The organism is Paenibacillus sp. J31R120 (assembly GCF_056269225.1).
This window is the reverse complement of the sequence record NZ_JBWDNN010000003.1, coordinates 159,436-182,400: the sequence shown is the minus strand read 5'-3', so window position 1 is coordinate 182,400 and position 22,965 is coordinate 159,436. Positions and strand designations below refer to the sequence as shown.

Sequence of the window (22,965 nt, the reverse complement as noted above, 5' to 3'; positions counted from 1 at the left end):
ATCTATTGCGGGAATGCCAGCCATGCAAGGAAGTCATGCGGATAAAAAAGCAGGATCTGGCAAACGATAAGGACGTCTAACTCATCGGGAGTCAGGGGAGATGTCTATGCATGACCATCATACGCCGCTGTCAAGCCATATCGAAGAATCGAGGGAGAAGCTGAAGCATTTTTTGCATGATTGCAACGATGCTTCGATTTATCACTTCAGAATTGGCGAACAATTGCCCGGCATGTTAGTTTTTTTTAACGGACTGACGCATGAGGATCGAATGGATGATCTCCGCAAAGAAATGGCGGGCTGGAGATTCCATGAAGACGGCGGTTCCTTGCAGGAACAATTTCAATATAAAGTTGCGGGTGTATGCTCGGAAGAAATTAAAACGCTGGAAGAGCTGGTTAATCATATCTCGATCGGCAGCGTGATCCTGCTTGTTGACGGAATCGACCGCGGTTATGCCTTTTCCCTGGCGGAGTGGCGAAAACGGGCGATTGAGGACCCTGCCGCAGAGTCCGTCATTCGTGGACCGCGCGAAGGCTTCACGGAAAGCATCGTCGACAATCGGGCGATGCTGCGCCGCAGGCTGAGAAGCCAGAAGCTCAAGATGAAAGGGATTGAGGTCGGCCGCATTACACAGTCCCATGTTACGATCGCCTATATCGAAGGTCTGGCAGCGCCGGAGCTGGTGCGTGAAGTAGAGGAACGCATCGGTATGATTGATGTCGATGGCGTGCTGGAGAGCGGCACCATTGAAGAATACATCGAGGATCAGCCGTATTCGCCTTTCCCGCAGATGCTAAGCACGGAACGGCCGGATGCGGCTGCCGCCGGCCTGCTGGAAGGCCGTGTCGTCATCTTGACCGACAATACGCCCATGGCCCTGATCGCGCCTGTCAGCCTGTTCTCCTTGCTGCAATCACCGGAAGATTACTACGAGCGGTTCCTCATCGCGACAGCCATACGCTGGCTTCGCTATTCCTTCTTCTATATTGCGCTGCTTGTCCCATCCGGTTACGTAGCACTGCTGACCTACCATCATGAAATGGTACCATCCGCCTTGCTGCTTAGCATCGCCAAGTCCAGGGAGGCTATTCCGTTCCCTGCGCTGATGGAGGCATTTATGATGGAGACGATGTTCGAGGCGCTAAGAGAAGCTGGTGTGCGCCTGCCCAAGCAGGTAGGCGCCGCCGTCAGCATCGTGGGTGCGCTGGTCATCGGGCAAGCTGCTACCTCTGCCGGTCTTGTATCTTCTCCGATGGTCATGGTCGTGGCGATTACGGGCATCGCCTCATTCCTGCTGCCGCACTATTCTGTCGGCATCTCCATCAGACTGCTGAGATTTCCTATGATGCTGCTGGCGGGTGTGTTCGGCTTGCTGGGCTTGCTAATGGGGATTATCGGCATTGCGATTCATCTATGCTCGCTCCGTTCCTTCGGAATGCCTTATTTGTCACCCATAGCGCCTATGATGGTCGGGGAATGGACGGATGTTGTCATGCGCCCGCCTGCATGGCTTCCGCGCAAGCGGCCAAGGCTGACGAACAGCGGAGGGGGGAAGCGCAATAAGCCGGGTATGCACGTATCCAAATTGCATCGAAAACAGGAGTGAGATGCAGACATGATGACAAAGGCGCGCAATCTCATTCGTGTTATTGCGGCTATCTCGGCAATCCCGCTTCTTACGGGCTGCTGGGACCGGATTGAGGTGAATGATATCGCCATCATTTTGGGCGCAGGCATTGATCAGGAGAAGGACAATAAAGTGAAGCTATCTGTCGAGATCTATCTGCCGTCTCCCGGCGGCAATGAATCAGGAAGCGGACAAGAAGGGATGGAATCCGAGAGGAAGAACGGCAATATTCTCGTATCCAGCGCCACAGGCACCTCGATGGCTGACGCCATGTCGAAGCTGCAGGAGAGGCTCTCACGCCGCTTGTATTGGGGCCATAACAATGTGTATGTGTTCGGGAAGGAGCGGGCAGAACGAGGGTTCAATGACGATCTGGATTTCTTCCTGCGCTATGTGCGCGCAAGAGAAAGAACGAACATCTACGTGACGCAAGGCAAGGCGATCGATACGATGGGGGTCATACCGAGACTGGATCAGAACTTGATGGAGGCGCTGACGGAGCTATCGAAGACAGAGGTCAGTATCGATGTCGACTTGAAGACGGTTATGGAACAGATCGTGGAGACGCCGGAGCAGACTTATACGATCCCCTATATTCTGACGAGTGCGGTCATGTCGGAGAAAAAGCATCTTCGCAATGCGAATGTGCCGTACTTCAAAGGACTGACGATCTTCAAGAAAGGCCAGATGATCGGGAGTCTCAATCATGAGCTGACGCATGGCTATTTCTGGATTACGAATCAGATTAAACCGAGCACAATACTGACTGCGGCCGTTGCCAAGGATGAAACGATAGCCGTGCATTTGACGACAAGCAAGTCCAGGCTTATTCCTAAGATTGACGGCAGCGGCAAATGGCATATGGAGCTGGTCATCGAATGTGAAGGGAATCTGATTCAGAATGCGAGCCGTCTGGATTATTCCGTAACGGAGCAGCTTGTGGAGATGGAGACGTTATTCGAGCAGATGATTAAGAACCAAATCGACAAATCCTTGAATGTGATTCAGCAAAAATATAAATCGGATATTCTGGGATACAGCAAGCTATATCGAAGAAAATACCCGAAGCAATGGGCGGCTGCCAAGTCGGAATGGAGCGAAACCTTCCGGAGGATCGAGACAAATACGCAAGTCAACATTCAGATCCGCAGACCCGGAGCGCTTGTGAAGCAAATCAATAACATCCCAATGGAGTGATATGCGTATGTCCATCCCCTTAATGCTGCTCGTCTGGTTATTCGCGCTCGCTTTAGGTTATATGAACGGCACCTGGCGCGGCTTGCAAAAGCGGGACGCCTGGATTGCCTGCACGCTGCTGTTCTTAAGTCTGGCGCTAACGATAGGTCTCGCGATTGATCCGCAGCTGACGAATATGACGGAATGGGTAGATCAGGCCTTGAGCCCGCTGAGGCCGCTGCTGGAGCCGGTGAACTGAGATGCTAAGCGGAAAAATCTCCTCACTTCAGCTTGCGATTATTATGTTTCAATTCGTGCTCAGCTCAACCGTGCTGCTGATGCCGTCCATTACAACCCGCTTATCGGCAAAGGATATGTGGTTGACTCCGCTGCTTGGGATGGGAGTGGGGTATCTGGTCGTGTGGCTGGCCTACCAGCTGTTCAAGCTCGCGCCGGAGGGCTCGATCGTCAGGCTGCTGGAATCGCTCTTTGGAACATATCCAGGTAAGATCATCAGTGTGCTGTTCATTGTGTTCCAATTCCATATCGTGGCGATTTCCATTCGTGATTATGCCGAATTTATCGAATCGAACTTCTTCCTCAAGACGCCAATCGTTGTCATAATCGGCACTATGCTTATTTTATGCGGGTGGGCGGTAAGAAGGGGGTTTGAGGTCATTGCGCGAACCGGACAAATTTTTGTGCCGATCATCACGTTGTTTACCGTGCTCATTCTCGTACTTCTAATCCCCGAGCTGAATCCCCATCATCTTCTACCGCTGCTGGAGAGAGGTGCCGTGCCAGTTCTACAAGGCTCGCTGGTTGTGGATGGCTGGTTCAGCCAATTGTTGCTTGCCGTCTATATTCTTCCGTTAGTACGCGACAAAAACAACATTAAGAAGTGGGGCTTTTGGTGTGTCACCGGCATTACGTTTGTGATGCTGGCGTCGAATCTGGCCGTCTTCATGCTGGTAGGCGAAAGCACGGGCTATTATACCTACCCCGTTCTCATGGCGGCACGCTATATTGCGTACGCCGAGTTTTTCGAGCATTTGGAAGCCATCGTGATGATGGTGTGGGTGCTGGGCGAGTATATTAAAATCAGCGTGTACTATTATGCCATTACGCGAGGCATCTCCGAAACCTTCCGGCTTAAGAAGCCCGAAATTATTGTCATGCCAGTGGGGCTGCTGCTGCTGTTCGTATGTTTTTGGGTAGGGCCAGACTTTCAAACGGTCGCTTCATTTATCGGGAATACGGGAACGAGCTATATCCTGATCGGATTTGTCATTTTTCCCATCCTGCTATGTGTTCTAGCCTTTATTCGGGGTTGGTTCAAAGGACCCGGTACCAGTGCAAAATAGTACTGTTCTAAAGCCAGGAATTTCCTTATAGTGGATAAATAGAAAGAGATGTCTATGAGGGGATAGGTGATAGGCTTGGCTGCAAAGGAATCGATTTGGTCGAAGGTGCTGACGGGGCTGTTTTTTGTGCCTCTCATCTGGATTGTCGGCTTTTTTGTTTATATTTTCGCTGTCTTGTCCGGGGTCAGACTGTTTTATATCTGGATTATTTTTAGCATATGCGTCGTACTGTCGATCATGCTGGTGGTCGGATTGGGGAATTGGTTGAGGCGCAAAGTGTACTGGTCTTGCATGGCGGGCGTGCTGCTCGTCTTGGGCGCTGTCGTATTCGGTTATGAGATGAACCGGATGTATCACAACAACATCCCGACGGTAGCGGAGAACGAGGTCGATCTTGCCGCTTATGAGCCGTTCGTCCGCGGTTCCAAGGCAGTGATGCTGGATGAGCCGTCCACTCTTAGAATCAAAGACGAACTGCCCATTATGGACGGGGCTACTGCGTTGTACCCGCTCTATTCGGCGTTCGCTATGGCCGTATATCCCGAGAAGGGTTATGATCATATCCGCAGCGAGGTTCGTTCCACGAAGACGAGCCAAGCCTACGACAGTCTTATCTCTGGGGAAGCGGATATCATCTTTGCGGCTGAACCGTCCGAACGGCAGCGCGGCGACGCGCTGGCTGCTGGCGTAGATCTGAAGCTGACGCCGATCGGAAGGGAAGCGTTTGTATTTTTTACGCATGCGGACAATCCGGTTAACGATCTGACAACGGAGCAGATTCAGGACATCTATTCCGGGGCTATCACGAATTGGGATGAGCTGGGCGGCAAACATGCGTCCATTAGAGCGTTCCAGCGCCCGGAGGGCAGCGGCAGCCAATCTGCGCTGCAGCGGCTCATGAAGGGGAGAAGCTTGGCGCATCCGCCCAGGAAAGATGTGACGCCAGGAATGGGCGGAATTATTGCGCAAACAGCGGACTACCGCAATTATCCGAATGCGATCGGGTTTACGTTTTTGTATTATGCTACGGAAATGATTGGAAACGGAGAGATTAAGCTGCTCTCTGTAGATGGCGTCTATCCTGGCAGGGAAAGCATTGCGAACGAAACTTATCCGCTCAGCAGTCCGTTCTATGCCGTAACGGCAGGAACTAGCAATCCTCATGTCGAATCCTTGATTAACTGGATACGGTCGGAGCAAGGGCAGAAGCTTGTGGCAGAGACAGGTTATACGCCCCTTGCCGCACCGTAGCAACAAGAGAGGAGTACATATATGAAGCCAAACATTTTTGTTGATTATGCCATTTCCGATGCCGTTATGGATTATTTGCTGGAGCATTGTAAAGTCGATGCTTGGAAGGAAGAGGATACCATTCCAAGGGGAGAGCTCTATAAGCGGATTGCCGCTGCGGAAGGATACTTGACGGGGGGCAGGCGCATTGATGACGAGCTGCTGGCGGCAGCGCCGAAGCTCAAAGCTGTAAGCACGATCAGCGTCGGCTATAATCACTTCGACATCGACGCCATGAAGCGTCATGGCGTCACGGGGACGCATACGCCGGAGGTGCTGGATGAGACGGTAGCGGATCTCGTGTTCGCGCTTATGCTGGGCAGCGCCCGCCGAGTAGCGGAGCTTGACCGCTATGTCAGAGAAGGCCTCTGGAAGCGGGGGGACAATGACAATCTGTTCGGTGTAGACGTGCATCACGCCACGGTAGGCATTGTGGGCATGGGACGCATCGGTGAAGCAGTTGCCCGCAGGGCAGCGTTCGGCTTCGGGATGAAGGTGAACTATCATAACCGCAGCCGCAAGCCTGAAGCGGAAGCGAAGTATGACGCCACCTATATGGCACTGGACGAGCTGCTGGCTGCATCGGATTATGTTGTATTGTTAGCGCCATTAACGAATGAAACCAAAGGGTTGATCGGCAAGCGGGAGTTCGGCCTGATGAAGCCTTCCGCCATCTTCATTAATGCTTCCCGCGGGGCTACGGTAGATGAACCGGCACTGATTGAAGCGTTGCAAAAGGGGACGATTCGTGCGGCTGGACTGGACGTCTTCCAGCAGGAGCCGCTCCCTGCAGATCATCCGCTGATTGCTCTGCCTAATGCGCTGCTGCTGCCGCATATCGGCTCGGGCACGTCGAAGACCAGAGAAGACATGGCGATGCTTGCCGCTCACAATCTTGTAGCTGTCTTGCAAGGCGAAGAGCCGCCTCACCGCGTTCCTGAATTCAAATCCTGATCGCTGCATATAGAAAGCGCCACTGTATATTCCATACAGCGGCGCTTTCTTATATCTTATAGGCAAGTTGTGTGTATCCTTCCACGGATTCGTTCAGTCTCTTATTTCACTTCAGCTGCCGGGAGCTTGACCACTTCCACCCGGTTGGAGAAGAAGGTAGCTCCGCCGCCCATATCCGCGAGGCGCTGCGGTGTAAGGGCGTTCACCGCGCTGCGGCCTTCCGTGTCGTCGTCCCACCACAGTCCTTGCGTTACCAAGACACCGGGAAGCACATCTCCGCCGACCTTTAGCGTCAATTGTACCTCACCGCGATCATTGCGAACCAGTACGCGTTCTCCGTCGGCAAGCTCAAGCTTGCCGGCATCATCGGCATGCATATGGAGCGTCGGTCGCTTCTCTAGCTTCTGCAGCTTGGGCTGGTTGGCAAAGGTAGAGTTGATATAGCTGTGGTTAGGCCCGGTCGTCAGCAGGAACGGGTAATACTCCGGTTCGACAAGCGGTGTGTAGGTCGCAACTGGAGGCAGTCCGGCTCCGCGCATCGCCTCGGAATAAAGCTCGATCTTGCCGCTAGGCGTCGGCAGATCGTCCATCTTCGGATAACGTGTGCCGTCACCGGCCTTCATCCAGTCATGCTCCACCAAAGCCTCGAAAGTGATGTCTTTCAATAGCGGATTATGCTTGCTGTCCAGTGCGATACGAATCATGTCCTCTTCGGACAGATCGAATAGCTCCGGCTCAAAGCCCATGCGAAGAGCTAATTCCTTGAAGAGTGTAAAATTCGATTGGCTCTCGCCCGCAGGCGGCTTGATTGGCTTGGAGAGTTGAACGTAATGATGCCAGTAAGAGCTATATAAGTCCAAATTCTCCAGATGGGCGGTTGCCGGCAGGACAATATCCGCGTATTTGCTAGTATCCGTCAGAAACAGATCATGCACGACTGTGTACAGATCCTCCCGCATTAGCCCTTCTCTCACTTTGCGCTGGTCAGGCGCGACGATAGCGGGGTTGCTGTTGTAGACGAACAGCATTCGAACTGCAGGCTCAAGCGCAGTTAACGCATCGCCCAACTGATTCATATTGACGGTGCGCACATCGGGGTCCGGCAGCAGATCTTCCCGCTCGATGGCGGCATTGTTGATTCGGGCATACCAGCTGTTGCCCTTCATCGCGCCGCCGCCGATCTCGGCCCATTGTCCTGTCAAGGCAGGGAGGCAAGCAATCGTGCGGACGATCATGCCGCCATTGTCATGATGCTGCAGCCCGTTGCCGATCCGAATGAAGGACGGGGTGGTCGTGCCGTAGGCGCGGGCCAGCTCCTCTATCTTCTCGGCAGGAATGCCTGTGAGCTCGGCTGCCACGGTAGGGGGATACTTCGCTGCTTCAATCTTTAATTCGTCATAACCGACGGTATGATGCTGGATAAAGCTCTCATTCACATAACCGTCGCGGATCAGAAGGTGCATCATGCCGAGAGCCAGCGCACCGTCGCTGCCGGGACGCAGCAGAATGAATTCATCCGCCCATGCGGAGGTACGGTTGCGATGAACGTCAATATGAATAATTCGCGCCCCGTTTTTGCGAGCTTCTGTAGCGAGCATAGTCTGGTGCATATTGGTGGAGACCAGGTTGGCGCCCCATATGAGGAACAGCTTCGTATGGACGGTTTCCTCGGGATCGATGCCAATGGAGCCGCCCATTGTATAGCTATAGCCCTTTGAGCCTGCGGCATTGCAGATTGTGCGGTCAAGCTTGCTTGCGCCCAGGCGGTGGAAGAAGCGGCGATCCATGCCTTCAGCATTCAGCACACCCATATTGCCGTAGAAGCTGTAAGGAAGGATAGCCTCGGCTCCATACTCGTCCATAATTGAAGTCATTCGGCGCGTAATCTCGTCGTAAGCCTCATCCCACCTGATGCGCTCGAATTGAAGAGAGCCCTTCGGGCCGGTTCTTCGCATCGGGTATAGCAGACGTTCGGGATGATGGACACGATCGGGCAATTGCCTTACTTTGTTGCATATAGCACCCCGGGTAACGGGATGATCGGGATCGCCGGTCACGTTCGTTACGCGTCCGTCCTGAAGCGTGACGTGAAGGCCGCATGTATCGGGGCAGTCGAACGGACAGACGGATCGCACGACCCCGTTCTCTAAGAATGTAGTCATGGTAGGATCACTCCGAAATCTTGTTAGGTTCCAATGAAGAGGTTATCTCCCCATTATACGTGCTGGCGGCGTTCTTTTAAATACGCCGATGGGGAGTGACCGAGCGTACGCTTGAAGACGCGCTGGAAATACGTGATGTCGGAATAACCCAGATAGTCGGAAATCTCCGACACGGTCAGCAGCGATTCCGTCAGCATATAGACCGCAGTGCGCATGCGGAGGCTATGCACATATTCGCTGATCGTCTGACCCGTCACTTGGCGGAACAAAGTTGCGGCGTGATTGGGCGATCTGCCTATGCATTCAGCCAGATGCTCCTTCGTCACTTTGCCGCGATAGTGATTCTGAAGATAAGCCTTCATCCGCTCGATATGCTGCTGTGACATAGCGGTCTGCTCACCTCGGCGCAGCTCCCGGCCCCATAGCGCCAGAGCCTCCAGCGTCAATGCTGCGGCTCGCAGCTTGACATAGGGCAAGCTTTCTTGCCACTCCTTCCATACGGTTCGAAGCCTCTCGATCATCATATCGTAGCAGCCGGCCTTGGCCATAATGAAGGGACCGGATACCGGAAAGGGATCAATCTCATCCGCCATCCCTAAGCGGAACGTTAAAACAAACTGCTCATGGAACACGGTCGGCACGCTCTTGCCGTAATAGCCCGAGCCAGGGGCGATGAACATAAAGTCGCCTTTCTCTAGCAGCAGCTTCTCGCCATTGATCCAGTAGACGCATTTTCCATAAGTCATCACGACAAGCACAGCGGAGCCGTCCTGCACGGTACGCTCCTCGTACCAGTTCATCCCTTGATGTTGGCGCATTCCTTCGAACGACAGCATACGACACCCCGAATCATACTATAGTATATCTATCATACTATAGTGCATGTACGTTGTCTCCTTTTTCCTCTACAATGGACGAAGCTAATGATGGAGGGATGACGACATGAGTCTGACGAAAATTGTATGTACGATGGGACCATCCAGCAATTCGATATCCATACTGAAGGAAATGATGAATGCGGGCATGAATGTAGCCCGATTGAATATGGCGCATGGCGAGTTAAGCGATCATAGCGAGCGCATCGCCTTGATCCGCGAAGCGGCAGCGGCGGCACCGGCTATCGTCGCAATCATGATGGACATTAAAGGACCGGAGATTCGAATCGGTACATTGGAGGAAGGCAGCTACGAGCTGAAGGCAGGCGACAAGCTGACTCTGACCAGCAGACCGATTACGGGCAATGGCAGCTGTGTGGCCGTCAATTACCCGGATATGCCGAAGGTTGTCAAAGCGGAGGATAGAATCTTGATCGATGATGGTTTGATCGAGCTTAGCGTCGATGCGGTGGAAGATACGGAAATCATATGCAGCGTGCTGAACGGCGGTCCGCTTAAACCGCGCAAAGGCGTCAACCTGCCGGGCATTCGCACGACGCTGCCTGGAGTAACGGATCGGGATATTAAGCATATCGCATTCGGTGTAGAAGAAGGCATCGATATGATTGCGATGTCGTTCGTGCGCAAGGCGGAGGATGTTCTGCAAGTAAAGCAGCTGCTGGAGGATGCAGGCGCAAGTCATATTCAGATTATTTCCAAAATTGAGAATCAAGAGGGCGTCGAGAATCTGGATGCGATCATTGAGGTGTCCGACGGCATCATGGTTGCCCGCGGCGACCTGGGCGTTGAGATTCCGGCAGAGGACGTTCCCATGATCCAGAAGGAAATGATCCAGAAGTGCAATCTGGCGGGCAAGCCTGTCATCGTGGCGACACAGATGCTGGATTCGATGCAGGTGAATCCGCGTCCGACGCGCGCGGAAGTAAGCGATGTTGCGAATGCGGTGCTGCAAGGAGCGGATGCAATCATGCTATCTGGCGAGACGGCAGCCGGGAAGTATCCGCTTGAATCCGTCCGCATGATGACGATGATCGCGGAGCGCGCGGAATCGACGATTGACTATACCGAGCTGTTCCGCAGCAAGCTGACGGCTCCATCCTCGTCCACGACGGAAGTGATCAGCCAAGCGGTTGTCAGCTCGTCTCTGCAACTGGACGCCAAAGCCATCCTGGCGCCGACCGAGAGCGGCTTCACAGCGCGTATGGTATCCAAGTATCGGCCGAAGGCTCCGATCATTGGCATTACGGCACATGATCATGTATTGCGCCGCCTGACGCTGGTGCGCGGCGTCGTCCCGGTGAAGGGCGAATGGGCGGAATCCACGGACGCTTTGATCAAGTCGGCAGTGCGCAATGCGTCTCGTACGCAGCTGCTGAAGTCGGGCGATTATTTCGTCATCTCGGCAGGCATCCCAAGCGGCCGGGCCGGCGCGACGAACTTGATCCAAATTCAGCAGATGGACTAGGAATGACTGCCTAGGTGTTGCTTTTTGCACAACCGGCTATTGACAGATCCGCTGCTTGGTGACACAATAAGTGAGGTTCGATTCACGCAGGTGACATCGTTCCATCTATACGCAATCCTTTCGTATAACTCCACATAACGGCCTTGGGCACAGGGTGGGGGTATCTACGGGAAGCCTAACTTCCTTGCTACGAATGGCAGGTCTAATGATTCATCCAGACCTTGCTATCCGTAGCTTTTTTGCGTTTATTAAGCTACTTGCAACAGATATACAGGGGGAGAGAAGACAAAATGAAATATATGATATCCGTATTTGTAGGCGCAGCCAGCTATGGCGTATTATCGACTTTCGTCGTACTCGCATACGGGGAAGGCTATAAGCTTGGAGAGGTTGTAGGAAGCCAGCTGATGATCGGCTTCTTGCTGTCGTGGCTGTTCGCGACTTATATCGAACGCAAGCAGAGAAGATCCGCAGCATCCGGCTCAGCGGGGAGCAGTGCAACAGCAGGCGGTGTGAAACAACATCTGCAGAGGCTGAGCTGGAAGACACGGCTGCTGCTTATGGCTGCCGGACTCCCAACAGCGATTACCGGTCTGGTGTACTATCATTCGCTCCGGTATATTCCGGCCTCGCTTGCGATCCTGCTCCTGTTTCAATTCACATGGATTGGCGTCCTGGTGCAGTGCATCAGGCAGAAGAAGCGCCCGAACCGCGCCATTGTGACCACGCTCGTCATCTTGCTTGGTGGCACGATCTTGGCCGCAGGAATTATGGAGCAAGGCGGGGGCAGCTTCCATCCGCTAGGCGTGACGCTGGGCTTCCTCGCTGCGATCAGCTACACGCTGTTCATTCTGTTCAGCGGTAATGCGGCGCCTGAAGTGGCGCCGGCTACACGAAGCAAGTGGATGATGGCTGGCGGTATGACTTTCGTCTTTATTCTGTTCCCGCCGGAGTTTCTGTGGAACGGCGATTTGTTCAGCAGCTTGATCCTGTTCGGGACGTTGCTGGGACTGTTCGGCGCTTTCATCCCGCCGCTGCTGTTCGCTTATGGCGTACCTCATATAGGTGAAGGGATGGCCGGCATTCTGGGCGCAGCGGAGCTGCCTGTCGCGGTATTGCTTTCGTCAATTGTCCTCCACGAGCAAGTGTCCTGGCTGCAATGGGCGGGCGTTGTAATTGTCCTTGCGGGAGTCGCTTACCCGGAGCTGATCAAGCTGGTGAGGCGCAACAAACGCATTTCATCGGGCGTCGGGGCTTAGCCTTAAGCTGGTAAAGTTTTTTTTAACTCGTTTTGTTCCTTTCCCGCTTCCACGGATTGGCAGTATACTTTGGTTGTCGGGCCGACGTATTAACGTGAAGGAAAGGAGCTGATCCGTGTGATTCACAACTTAGAGGTGGTCTCCGTTTAACGGAGATTACCGTAGTCGAAGAGGCCTTCGGGCCTCTTTTTATTTGTAAAAAACGATTGTGCTCAAAAATGGTTTTCTTTATAATGGAAAAGTGACGCTTCATATGAAGCACGGGGACCACCCCAAATACTATTAATCATGAAAGGGAGGCGGCAAGACATGGAAAATGTATTTATGAATGACACGCTGCAAGCAAAACGTTTGAACTTATTTGAGGAGGATTTATACCGTGAACTACAAAAATGGAAGAGACGTGCTTCCCCCTAGTCTCCTGTTGGAGCTGCAAAAATATATTCAAGGTGATCTGATCTATATTCCCAAACCGTCCAACCAGCGCGCAAGCTGGGGAGAAGTGAGCGGCACACGCAAGCTTCTGGCGGAGCGCAATAAGGAAATTTTCCAGCATTACAGCAACGGGGCGACCGTAGCGGAGCTGGAGCGCAAGTACCACCTGTCCAGCGAGAGCATACGCAAGATTATTGTGAAGGCGCGCTAGATGAAACAATACGAGCGGACTCTATACAAAGAACCTCCCAAGTGTCGCATTGATGCGGCGGGAGGTTCTTTTTTTTTTGCAGATGACGGCTCAGGCCGTTTTTCGCTATTAATGGACGTTCGAGGTTGGAAGCGGCACTACGGTTCGCGGATATTTGTAATCGTCACGATAGCAGTTCGTTTCTGTATCGTAGACGGATTGAGAGAGCCGATGGGATACTTCGAAGATAGGCAGATCCGGGTTCACATGCAGCGCAGAACCATAGAACGAGCAACCCTCAAAGTTAAAGTTCAGTGTCGTTATGATGATGACACAGTTTGTAAAGCTGCAATTTTTGAAGCTAAAGCCGTCAAAGTTAATCGTCTCGTTGTTAAAGCTTTCATTCATAATCAATTTCATTCTCGCAACGCTCCTCTGCTAGTTATAGGCGACATGCCTATCATCCTATCAGATTCAGGTTGAAATGTTTGTCACAACATGGCCTTGCGCTTGAATACTTATCGACACTAAACCCAATCTTCCTCCACAAGTCTGCGGTTAATGGCAACTCCCGCCTCATAGCCTTCGCTAGCCGAACCGATCAGCCCCGTAAAATAATGTTTGGCGTCGCCGATCAGATACAATCCCTCGATCTGCGTGCTTCCATGCTCCATCGTCTCGTATTGGCCATCCTGCTCGCGTCCGACTCCCAGTTCATCCGGAATAGTCGTCGCGTCCCGCGTTCCGGTATCTGCCAGGAAGGCAATCCGACGCGCAATTTCTTGTCCGTCTTCCAGCATGATCTTCTCCAGCTGGCCGCCGCTGCTTCTTAGCGACTTTATCGGCTGCTCATACAGAGCAATTCCGCGAGTCTGGAGCGCTTGCTTCTGCTCAAGCGTGAGCATGGAAGCGCCGTCGGTGAATACGCTGAGGTCACGGCTCCAGTTGAAGATCAGCTGCACATAGCCAAACAAGGACTGGCCGCTGCCAATGATGGCAAGCGGCTCGCCGCGATGCTCCCATCCATCGCAATAAGGGCAGGGGAAGACGGAGATTCCGTAGCTTTCCTGAATGCCCGGAATAGGCGGAAGCTGGTCGCGAGCGCCAGTCGCGATGACCAGATACTTGCTTATATAAGATTTGCCGCTGGCAGTGGCGACATGGAAATGTCCGTCTTCCTTCCTCGCACCCGTTGCGGTATCTTGTTCCATTCGAACCAGCTCATAAGCGCGAACATCCTCGCGTCCAAGCTCCCTGAACGCCGATGGCGAGATGCCGTCTCGCGTCAAATAGCCGTGGGAGCTGTGCGCAGCCGCATGGCGGGGCTTGTCCTCGTCGATCAAGATGACAGTGCGGAGCGCGCGTCCAAGCACTAGCGCTGCGCTAAGCCCTGCCGGACCGCCCCCGATAATGGCAACATCCCATACGTTCATCGTGACACTCCTTTTCGGATTCTGAATGATTTCCTTATTCTGCCGCCTCAATCACTGTTATAATTGGACTAGGATGGCAAGGAATAGAATGTCACTATTATGCCGGTTGGAGTTGAAAGTTATGCCTCAATACGAATGGAATAGCAAGGTCTGGCATCCTGTGGTCATGTCCTGGTTTCGCCGCTCGTTCGGTGAGCCTACAGATGTCCAGGCCAAAGCGTGGGCGTCGATTACAGAAGGCCGCCATACTTTGATAGCGGCCCCTACTGGCTCCGGCAAAACATTGGCCGGCTTGCTGCCTTGTGTCAATGCGATTGTTCAAGCGAAAGCTTGCAGCACGACTCCCCCGCGAAAAGGAGTCAAGCTGTTATATATTACACCGCTCAAAGCGCTCAATAATGATATTCAGCATCATGTCCTTTCTTTTGCGAGCCAGCTGAAGGAGGAGGCCATAGCGCTGGACATGCCATGGTCCGGCTTCCGAAGCGGAGTCCGGACAGGCGATACGCCTTCGTCCCAGCGGGCGTCCATGCTCAGGAATCCGCCGGAGCTGCTCATCACGACGCCGGAATCGCTATACATTCTGTTAACGTCGGAGCAAGGCAGGGTCATGCTGAGCGAGGTCCGCTATGTCGTTGTGGATGAAATTCATGATTTGGCGGGAGACAAGCGCGGCGCTCATCTCTCTGTATCACTTGAGCGGCTGGAGCAAAACGCCGCAGAAGGTGTACGGATTCAGCGAATCGGCGTGTCGGCTACTCAGAAGCCGATGTGGAAAGTCGCGCAATTTCTCGGCGGACTTGAACCGGATCGGGGACTCGCGATTGATCCCCATCCGGATGCTCCGGAAGAGGAACGTTATCCGCTTGGCTATGCGCGGCGTCCCGTTCACATTGTCGAGAGCCGGATGGAGAAGCGGATGGATGTCCGCGTAACGATGCCGGATACGAGTGTGCCGGCGCAGACGAGAGACGGCGTATGGCTGCCGATTCTGACGCGAATGTTCGATCTGATGGCGAATTGCACCTCGGCACTGGTGTTCGTCAACAGCCGCAGGCTATGCGAGCGGCTCGTTCTGCGCATTAACGATCATGCCGGGTATCAGATGGCCAGATCCCATCATGGAAGCATGTCCAAGGAGAAGCGCCTTGAAGCGGAAGCGATGCTGAAGAATGGCGAGCTGCGCTGTCTTGTAGCGACATCTTCGCTAGAGCTCGGCATTGACGTTGGTCATATCGATCTGGTTATTCAGATCGATTCCCCGCTTGAAGCGGCTTCTGGCATTCAGCGAATCGGACGGGCCGGACATGCGGTAGGCGATGTATCGAGAGGCGTGATTGTGGTGCGCCAACGGGGCGTATTGCCAGAGGCGGCCGTGCTCGGCGGGTTGATTGCGAATCGGGAGATTGAACCGATCCGAATGCCTGAGAAGCCGCTCGATGTCTTGTCCCAGCAGATTATCGCCATTGTGGCTTCGGCCGAGATGACGGTTGACCGACTGTATGAGCTGCTGCTTGGCAGCTACAGCTACCGCCAGTTGGAGAAGGAGCAGCTGAAGAATACGTTGGCTGTGCTGGCTGGCCTGTATCCATTCGCGCGGCCGATTCTGGATTGGAATCGGGAGTCCGGCTTGCTTGCGAAGAGGGGGAACACATCCATAGCGGCAATGACGGGCGCGGGCACGATACCCCAGTCGTCCCACTTCCCGGTGCATCACCTCGACAGTCGCACTCATCTGGGGGAGCTGGATGAGGAATTCGTGCATGAAAGCCGGGTAGGAGACGTCTTCCTGCTTGGTACGAGCTCATGGATGATCCGCAAGATCGATAAAGACAGGGTATATGTCTCTGAGGCTGCGAACAGCTTCAGCGAGGTGCCGTTCTGGCGCAATGAAGGTCCTGGCCGCACGCTGGCGCTCGGCTTGAAGGTGGGCGAGCTGATGGAGAGCTTGTCCGCCCGCCTTGGGCTTGACCCGTCGCCCGACCGGCCTCGGCAGCGGCAATGGAGCAACTGGCGGTCCGCTTATCCGGCAGGTGAGGACCACTTGAACGCGGCGATGAATTGGCTGGGCAGCGAATACGGCTTGGATGGCTATACGGCTGGCGAGCTCTTAGGGTATGTGGTCTCCCAGCATGCGTTCAGCGAGCTGCCCACGGCCAGCCGAATTGTCATCGAGCATTACAAGGATATGATGAACCAGACTCATGTCATTATCCTGAATCCCTACGGCAGACGCTTGAACCGGACATGGCTGCTCGCCGTTCAACGGCAGTTCGAGCGCTCGCTCCCTTATCAGCTGTACGGGAATGCGAAGGATAACGGCATTGAATTTGTGCTTCCGGAGTGGGATGCGTCCTGGCTTAGAATGATCTGGGAGGTGACGCCGGCCAATGTCGAGCCGCTGCTGACAGAAGCTGTGACGGGCTCGCCGCTGCTGGCAATCGCATTCCGCCGCATCGCAGAGACGTCGCTGCTGCTTGCCAGAAGCTTCACTCGCGTCCCCATGTGGCAGAAGCGACTCCGAAGTGAGGAGCTGCTGCGGGAATCCCTGCCGTATGCCGACTCGTTCCCATTCCTGACGGAAGCGATGAAGGAATGTCTGTATGATTATTTGGACCTTGTATCCTTGCGCTCCCTGCTGGCTTCGATTCAAAGCGGTGAGATCGAGATCGTCGTCAGGGAGACGGAATATCCTTCGCCGATGGCGACGCAGTTTCTGGCGGATTACGTCAACATGCGATTGTATGAGGGCGACGGGCTGGATGCGGCGACGAAAGCGGGTCTGTTGCATATTAGCAAAGACCTGGCAGGCGAGCTGTTCGGCCGCGATGCGGTGAAGCGAAGCGTCTCGAACGATGTGCTGCGCCAGGTGGAGGAACGGATCGACAAGCGCTCCGGTACGATCAGCTCCGCTGATGATCTTCGTGCTTGCTTGAAGATCCGCGGGGATATGAGCTTAACCGAACTGATCTCGCTTGCAGGGGCGAATGCCGCAGACTGGATTCAGTCATTGGCGTCGGCGGGAACGATACAAGAAATGGATATGGGAGGCAGCAATGACGATGGGCCGCTTCCGCGCTGGATATGCGCGGACGAAGCGGACATCTATGCCTCATTCCCGCAAGAGCTATCCTCTTGCCTGTTCATCATTAGCCGGTATGCGGAAGGGCGGATGTCCTATACCGAGCCGGAGCTGTGCGAGCGCTATCCTGCGCTGCAATTGGAGGATGCCTGGCGGCTGACGGATGAGCTGGTGCGGCAGGATATCATCAGGCAGGCGCCGTTCGCGGCGGACGAATCGGAGCGGATCTGGACAAGCGCCAAAGCGGCCGCGCAGATGATCAGACTGTCGATTGGCGAAGCCCGGAAGCAAGTGCCCACAATAGCTCCAGCGAAGTGGTGCGGCTATCTTGCGTACCGGCAGCATGCGCTGCATGGCGCGCAGCTGCAAGGACAAGAGGGATTGCTGGCCGTTATTGGCCGCCTGCAAGGCCTGTTCCTTCCCGCTGCGCATTGGGAGAGCTTCCTCTTTCCTTCAAGGCTTAAGGACTACCGGAAGGAAGAGCTTGACGCGTTATGCGCAACCGGAGAAGTGGTCTGGCTGGGCAGCCGGGCCTCTGGCCAGAAGGAGGGAAGGATCGCCTTCTTCCTTGCGTCGAATTCCGCATTGCTGGCGCCTTATGCGGAGGAGCTGCTGACCAGAAGCACGTCGCATCCTGAACTGCTGCGCATCCTGAAGGAAGGCGGCGCAAGCTTCCTGACCCAACTGAGCCGGCAGTACGGCAAGCCGCCAAGCGAGACGCTGCAGGATCTGCTGGAGCTGGCCTGGGAGGGCCACGCCTCCAATGATCAATTCGCCCCGCTAAGACTTGGCATCGGCAAGAGGGGCAAGGACTGGGCGCGTACAGGCTCCGGCTTCGGCCGCTGGTACTGGACTGGGACGCTGGGCGGCAAGCCGGCTGGAAGCTCAGATGCGGGTCACGAGCTGAATGAGCTTGCCGAATCCACCGGAGCACAGCTGCAAGTCAAGTCGGTTTCTCCGTCTGCTTCCCATTGGATTCATCAATTGATTGAAAGCTATGGCATTATTACGAAGGAGCTTATCACGGCTTATACGCCTTTCCGCTGGGATGAGGTGCTGCCTATAATGGCTAAATTGGAGGAATGGGGCACGCTGACCAGAGGCGTATTCGTTGAGGGGGCAGCGGCTATGCAATTCACGACGCCGGATATTGCCGGGGTGCTTAGCAGTCCTCTCCCCGGCAAGGAAGAGGGGAAGGTCACTGTGCTGTCCGCGCTTGATCCAGCCAATCCATATGGGCTGTTCATTGATTGGCCGGTCAAGACGGCAAGCGCGCCTTCCTACGCCAGGAAAGCCGGCAGTTACGTGGTTCTGGACGGCGGGGAATGGCACTATTGGCTGGAGGGCAACGGCAAAAAGGTATATGAGGTCCAACCGGATGCCGAGCCAAATGAGAAGATGCGTATGGATAAGCTCCGCGCCATGTTCGGTGCCGTGCTGCGCCGGCAGGGTCTCGCAAAGATTGTGGTCGAGGAATGGAACGGAGAGCCCGTCTCTCAATCCGCGGCAGCAAAGCTGCTAACCGGGATGGGAGCGGAGCGAGACCGGAATTCGTATGTTTTATGGATGAGCAAGCTGTAGCTTGGCTTAAGGAACAGATAAGCAAACTTCAATGCGGCTTCCTGTCCGGCAATTACGCCGGAACGGGAAGCCGTTATTTTTTGACGAAAAGATGCGCTTGAAGCCGGGATTTCCCGAGATCATTCGACAATATTTTTATAAATAAAATTTATAATTAAAAATCCCTAATAAGGCCGAAATATATATAAGGATTATTTATATAACATACTTCATCGGTTATGTAAACTTTCTTATTCGGAACGATCAGGAAGGATGTGGAAGGAAAAAGGAGGAGAAGCGGGGTGAGCCCCCCTCAGCAAAAGTTACCCCATCATACGATACATTATCGCCTTTTCCTGGAAATGACCGGGGCTTCGCATTCATGTTAGCCTTGTAGTGACCAAAAAATGTGGGAAAGGTTGGGATGCAATTTGCGCGGAAAATGGTTGGCCTTCATGCTGGTGACCATCATGCTGATTGGTGCCTGTGGGGTGAATAACGAGGCTAATACGGATGATGGCAACAACGGCAAACAAAATGGAGCGGAGCTGACGACGCTGGAGCGGGCTGTAAAGCAAGGCTACATAACGGTAGGTTTTGCGGGCGAAAATCCGTATGCGTATAAGAACGAGCAAGGGGAGCTGACAGGTGAAGCTGTAGAGATTGCTAGCGTCATCCTGGAACGCTTGGGCATTGGGGAGATGAGAGGGGAGTTGACGGAGTTCTCTGCCCTGGTTGCTGGCTTGCAAGCGAAGCGATTCGATATGATCACGGCGGGCATGTTCATTAACCCGGACCGCTGTGCGGCCGTGCTGTTCGCGGATCCCGAATACAGCATCGGAGAAGGGCTGGCAGTCAAAACGGGCAATCCCCTCGGACTTGACAGCTATGCTGCCATCGCCGAGAGCGGGAATGCCAAAGTTGCGGTAATGGCGGGCGCTGTGGAGATTGGTTATCTGACTGCATCCGGCGTAGCCGAGAAGCAGATGGTGATCGTACCGGATCAGGATGCGGCGATTAGCGCGCTGCAGTCCGGCAGGGCGGACGCCATGACGATGACCGGACCCGCGCTGCAATCCAGACTGGTAGCGGCTAACGATCCTGGCATTGAGCGGGTCATGGATTTCGAGCAGCCTCTTGTGGACGGCGAGAGTGTGACCGGCTATGGCGCTACCGCATTCCGCATGGATGATACGTCGTTCCGCGACGCATTCAATGCGGAGCTTGCGAAGATGAAGGAAAACGGCGAGCTATTGGCTATTTTGACGAAGTTTGGCTTTACGGAGCAGGAGCTGCCAGGTGACGTGACTGCACAGCAGCTTTGCGGACGATAACATGATCCAAACCATAAGCCAGTGGCTGCCGTATCTGGGACAAGGCGCATGGGTGACGATCAAGATCACGCTGCTCTCCGGCGTCGTAGCGACGTTGTTCGCCTTGATGTCCGGGCTAGGCAGGCTGTCCCCCTTGAAGCCGATTCGCTGGCTGGCGGGAGGATACATCGAATTGTTCCGGGCGGCTTCGCTGCTGGTATTGTTGTTCTGGGTGTACTTCGCCTTGCCGATTGCGGGTCTGGAGCTGTCCAAGACATGGTCCGCCGTGCTCGCGATCGGTCTTAATATAGGGGCATACGGCGGCGAGATCGTTAGAAGCGCTATCCAAGCCATACCAAAGGGACAGTATGAAGCGTCTATCGCGCTTAATCTCTCGCCGTTAACCCGGATGCGAGCGGTGATCTTGCCGCAAGCCATTGCGAGAATGCTGCCTCCGATGGGCAATCTCTGGATTGAAATGCTGAAGTCGACATCGCTTGTCTACTTTATCACGATGGCGGATTTGACCTATGAAGCGATGGTTCTGCGCAACAATTACTACACGGATACGCCGCTAATCTTTGGCTTGCTGCTGCTTATCTATTATGGGCTCGCATCTTGTATTGCGGTGCCGGTCAAGTGGCTGGAGCGCAAGCTCACGGCTTGGAGGTGAGGGGATGTGGGATTGGGATTACGCCATGGAGGTTGGCGCCGTACTGCTGCGCGCGCTTCCAGCCGCGTTGCTGGCCGCAGCCAGCGGATTTGTCATTGCCTCGACAGTTGGGCTTCTGATCGCAGCGCTGATCCGCTCAAGATTCGCCGCGGTCAGGCGTACTGCGAGCGGTGTCACGCATTTTATTCGCAGCACCCCTTTGCTTGTGCAGCTGTTCTTCTTGTATTACAGCTTGCCGATGCTTGTTCCGGTATCGATGACAGCCTTCTGGACCGGCGCAATCGGCCTCGGATTGCATTATTCGACCTACATGTCGGAGGTGTACCGCTCCGGAATCGATGCACTACCGAAGGGACAATGGGAAGCGGCGACCGCGCTGAATCTGTCAAAGAGACGAACGTGGTTTTCGGTCGTACTGCCGCAAGCCATACCGCCGGTGCTGCCGATTATGGGCAATTATTTGATCGTCATATTTAAAGAAACACCGACGCTATCAGCCATTACGTATATCGAGCTTCTGCTGCGCGCTAAGAATGAGGCTTCCGTCTCGTATCGGGTTTTCGAGCCTTATACGATCGTGGGCATTATTTTCATCGTCGGCAGCCTGTTGATGTCGTTTCTTGTATCCCGGCTGGAGATTAGATGGAAGCGGCGTACGTCGGTATAGAAAGGAGGAAGCGACATCACGGACATACAACTGGCACATGAAAGGAAAGAAGCTGCCCAGTCCCAGGCGGTGCGGCAGAGGAACAAGCCTGATGCCACAGGTGAAGCTGCCGAGCCGCTGGTTGAATATCGCGACGTGACCAAATCATTCGGAGAGCTGGAGGTCATTAAAGGAGTTGATCTCCAGATGCATGCGGGCGAGAAGCTGGCCTTCATCGGTCCGAGCGGCTCGGGCAAGACGACGCTGGGACGCATGCTGATGACGCTGGAGCGTCCGACGTCCGGGACGTTAACTATCGATGGGACTTCCATCTGGCAAATGAAAGACAGCCGGGGGAAATGGAAAGCGGCGAACGAGTCGCATCTGCGAGCCATCAGGGAGAAGGTGGGGATGGTGTTCCAGCATTTCAACTTGTTCCCGCACTTGACGGTGGAGCGCAATGTGACGCTGGCGCTTACGTCTGTGCTGGGTTTGACGGGAGAGGAAGCGAGTGCTCGGGCCCAATCGATGCTGGAGAAGGTCGGATTGCTCGACAAGCTGTACAGCTATCCATCTCAGCTCTCAGGCGGACAGAAGCAGCGCGTGGCCATAGCAAGAGCGCTTGTCATGAGACCCAAGGTTGTCGTCTTTGACGAGGTCACATCCGCGCTTGACCCGGAGCTTGTAGGAGAGGTTCTGGCGGTGATTAAGGAAATTGCAAAGGAAGGCGAGACCGCAATGATGCTGATCACCCATGAGATGGATTTTGCGCGGGAAGTCGCCGACCGGGTTATCTTCGGGGCAGAGGGGCTTATCGTGGAGGAAGGTACGCCTAATGAGATCTTCAATCACCCCCAAAGCGAGCGTCTTCGCACATTTCTAAACCGGCTATAGGAGGTGAACAGGTTGGGAATACGGAATCCATCAACAATTGTCTACCGCAAGCCAGTCGCTGGGGACGGTCAAGACATCTGGAGGCTGATTAAACGGGCAGGCGGTCTGGATGTCAATTCCGCCTATTGCTACTTGATGTTAGGCGACATGTTCAGCGAGACATGCTGTATTGCCGAACGGGATGGCCGGCTGAGCGCTTTCCTCTCCGCATTCCGCAAGCCCGAGGAACCGGGAACGCTGTTCGTCTGGCAGATTGCTGTAGAGCCAGTGCTTCGAGGCAATGGTATCGGAGGCGAGCTTTTGAAGCAAGTCCTCTCGCGACAGAGCAATACCGGCATCCGGTATCTCGAAGCGACCATTAGTCCAGGGAATATAGCGTCTCGAAGCTTGTTCGTGGCTATGGCGCGCGAGCTGGGAAGCGGGTGCAAGATATCGGAGTTGTATGAGGCATCGATGTTCCCAGAGAGCCACGAGACGGAGCTGTTGTTTCGGATAGGTCCTTTCTCTGAAGGAAAATAACCATCTCTTATGTTCACCATAAAG

19 protein-coding genes are annotated in these 22,965 nt (G+C 54.3%); 15 read left to right on the top strand and 4 right to left on the bottom strand.

Annotated features, from left to right (window positions below):
* Nucleotides 1-100: 100 nt before the first annotated feature.
* From AC0YNW_RS13160 to AC0YNW_RS13135, 6 genes are all read left to right on the top strand, one after another.
* Nucleotides 101-1,609: a spore germination protein gene (locus AC0YNW_RS13160; RefSeq protein WP_475832389.1), complete on the top strand. Its 1,509-nt coding sequence runs from the start codon at nt 101-103 to the stop codon at nt 1,607-1,609.
* Between the two features lie 9 nt (nt 1,610-1,618).
* Nucleotides 1,619-2,827: a Ger(x)C family spore germination protein gene (locus AC0YNW_RS13155; protein WP_475832388.1), complete on the top strand. Its 1,209-nt coding sequence runs from the start codon at nt 1,619-1,621 to the stop codon at nt 2,825-2,827.
* 7 nt (nt 2,828-2,834) lie between these two features.
* On the top strand, nt 2,835-3,065 hold the full coding sequence (locus AC0YNW_RS13150; protein ID WP_475832387.1) for a hypothetical protein: 231 nt from the start codon (nt 2,835-2,837) through the stop codon (nt 3,063-3,065).
* 1 nt (nt 3,066) lies between these two features.
* Nucleotides 3,067-4,170, top strand: a complete 1,104-nt coding sequence (locus AC0YNW_RS13145) for a GerAB/ArcD/ProY family transporter (protein ID WP_475832386.1) — start codon at nt 3,067-3,069, stop codon at nt 4,168-4,170.
* A gap of 75 nt (nt 4,171-4,245) precedes the next feature.
* On the top strand, nt 4,246-5,421 hold the full coding sequence (locus tag AC0YNW_RS13140) for a PstS family phosphate ABC transporter substrate-binding protein (protein ID WP_475832385.1): 1,176 nt from the start codon (nt 4,246-4,248) through the stop codon (nt 5,419-5,421).
* Between the two features lie 21 nt (nt 5,422-5,442).
* Nucleotides 5,443-6,414 carry a 2-hydroxyacid dehydrogenase gene (locus AC0YNW_RS13135; protein ID WP_475832384.1) on the top strand — a complete coding sequence of 324 codons (972 nt, stop codon included), beginning with the start codon at nt 5,443-5,445 and terminating at the stop codon, nt 6,412-6,414.
* Between the two features lie 101 nt (nt 6,415-6,515).
* On the opposite strand, the gene AC0YNW_RS13130 is transcribed toward AC0YNW_RS13135, so the two are convergent.
* Together AC0YNW_RS13130 and AC0YNW_RS13125 are read right to left on the bottom strand one after the other, a co-directional pair.
* The gene (locus AC0YNW_RS13130) at nt 6,516-8,576 is read right to left on the bottom strand and encodes a molybdopterin-containing oxidoreductase family protein (protein ID WP_475832383.1); all 2,061 of its coding nucleotides are present in this window, start codon (nt 8,574-8,576) and stop codon (nt 6,516-6,518) included.
* A gap of 53 nt (nt 8,577-8,629) precedes the next feature.
* Nucleotides 8,630-9,412: a helix-turn-helix domain-containing protein gene (locus tag AC0YNW_RS13125; protein ID WP_475832382.1), complete on the bottom strand. Its 783-nt coding sequence runs from the start codon at nt 9,410-9,412 to the stop codon at nt 8,630-8,632.
* 106 nt (nt 9,413-9,518) lie between these two features.
* Here AC0YNW_RS13125 and pyk point away from each other — a divergent pair, with 106 nt between their 5' ends.
* The 3 genes from pyk (at nt 9,519) to AC0YNW_RS13110 (ending at nt 12,842) form a co-directional block, all read left to right on the top strand.
* Nucleotides 9,519-10,937: a pyruvate kinase gene (gene pyk / locus AC0YNW_RS13120; RefSeq protein ID WP_475832381.1), complete on the top strand. Its 1,419-nt coding sequence runs from the start codon at nt 9,519-9,521 to the stop codon at nt 10,935-10,937.
* A gap of 290 nt (nt 10,938-11,227) precedes the next feature.
* Nucleotides 11,228-12,196: an EamA family transporter gene (locus AC0YNW_RS13115; RefSeq protein ID WP_475832380.1), complete on the top strand. Its 969-nt coding sequence runs from the start codon at nt 11,228-11,230 to the stop codon at nt 12,194-12,196.
* Nucleotides 12,197-12,575: 379 nt separating this feature from the next.
* Nucleotides 12,576-12,842, top strand: a complete 267-nt coding sequence (locus AC0YNW_RS13110; RefSeq protein ID WP_119799745.1) for a CD3324 family protein — start codon at nt 12,576-12,578, stop codon at nt 12,840-12,842.
* A 108-nt stretch (nt 12,843-12,950) separates the two neighbouring features.
* On the opposite strand, the gene AC0YNW_RS13105 is transcribed toward AC0YNW_RS13110, so the two are convergent.
* The gene (locus tag AC0YNW_RS13105) at nt 12,951-13,241 is read right to left on the bottom strand and encodes a hypothetical protein (protein ID WP_387473233.1); all 291 of its coding nucleotides are present in this window, start codon (nt 13,239-13,241) and stop codon (nt 12,951-12,953) included.
* A 107-nt stretch (nt 13,242-13,348) separates the two neighbouring features.
* A complete protein-coding gene (locus AC0YNW_RS13100) occupies nt 13,349-14,254 on the bottom strand; it encodes an NAD(P)/FAD-dependent oxidoreductase (protein ID WP_475832379.1) in 906 nt (301 codons plus the stop codon).
* Nucleotides 14,255-14,375: 121 nt separating this feature from the next.
* On the opposite strand from AC0YNW_RS13100, the gene AC0YNW_RS13095 reads away from it, so the two are divergent.
* The 6 genes from AC0YNW_RS13095 (at nt 14,376) to ectA (ending at nt 22,941) form a co-directional block, all read left to right on the top strand.
* Nucleotides 14,376-18,917 (top strand): DEAD/DEAH box helicase, encoded by a 4,542-nt coding sequence (locus AC0YNW_RS13095; protein ID WP_475832378.1) that lies wholly within the window; start codon nt 14,376-14,378, stop codon nt 18,915-18,917.
* A gap of 410 nt (nt 18,918-19,327) precedes the next feature.
* Nucleotides 19,328-20,230: an ectoine/hydroxyectoine ABC transporter substrate-binding protein EhuB gene (gene ehuB / locus AC0YNW_RS13090; protein WP_475832377.1), complete on the top strand. Its 903-nt coding sequence runs from the start codon at nt 19,328-19,330 to the stop codon at nt 20,228-20,230.
* A gap of 1 nt (nt 20,231) precedes the next feature.
* A complete protein-coding gene (gene ehuC / locus AC0YNW_RS13085; protein WP_475832376.1) occupies nt 20,232-20,882 on the top strand; it encodes an ectoine/hydroxyectoine ABC transporter permease subunit EhuC in 651 nt (216 codons plus the stop codon).
* A 4-nt stretch (nt 20,883-20,886) separates the two neighbouring features.
* Nucleotides 20,887-21,549: an ectoine/hydroxyectoine ABC transporter permease subunit EhuD gene (gene ehuD, locus AC0YNW_RS13080; RefSeq protein WP_475832375.1), complete on the top strand. Its 663-nt coding sequence runs from the start codon at nt 20,887-20,889 to the stop codon at nt 21,547-21,549.
* A gap of 69 nt (nt 21,550-21,618) precedes the next feature.
* The gene (locus tag AC0YNW_RS13075; RefSeq protein WP_475832374.1) at nt 21,619-22,422 is read left to right on the top strand and encodes an amino acid ABC transporter ATP-binding protein; all 804 of its coding nucleotides are present in this window, start codon (nt 21,619-21,621) and stop codon (nt 22,420-22,422) included.
* Nucleotides 22,423-22,434: 12 nt separating this feature from the next.
* A complete protein-coding gene (gene ectA / locus AC0YNW_RS13070; RefSeq protein ID WP_475832373.1) occupies nt 22,435-22,941 on the top strand; it encodes a diaminobutyrate acetyltransferase in 507 nt (168 codons plus the stop codon).
* Nucleotides 22,942-22,965: the final 24 nt, after the last annotated feature.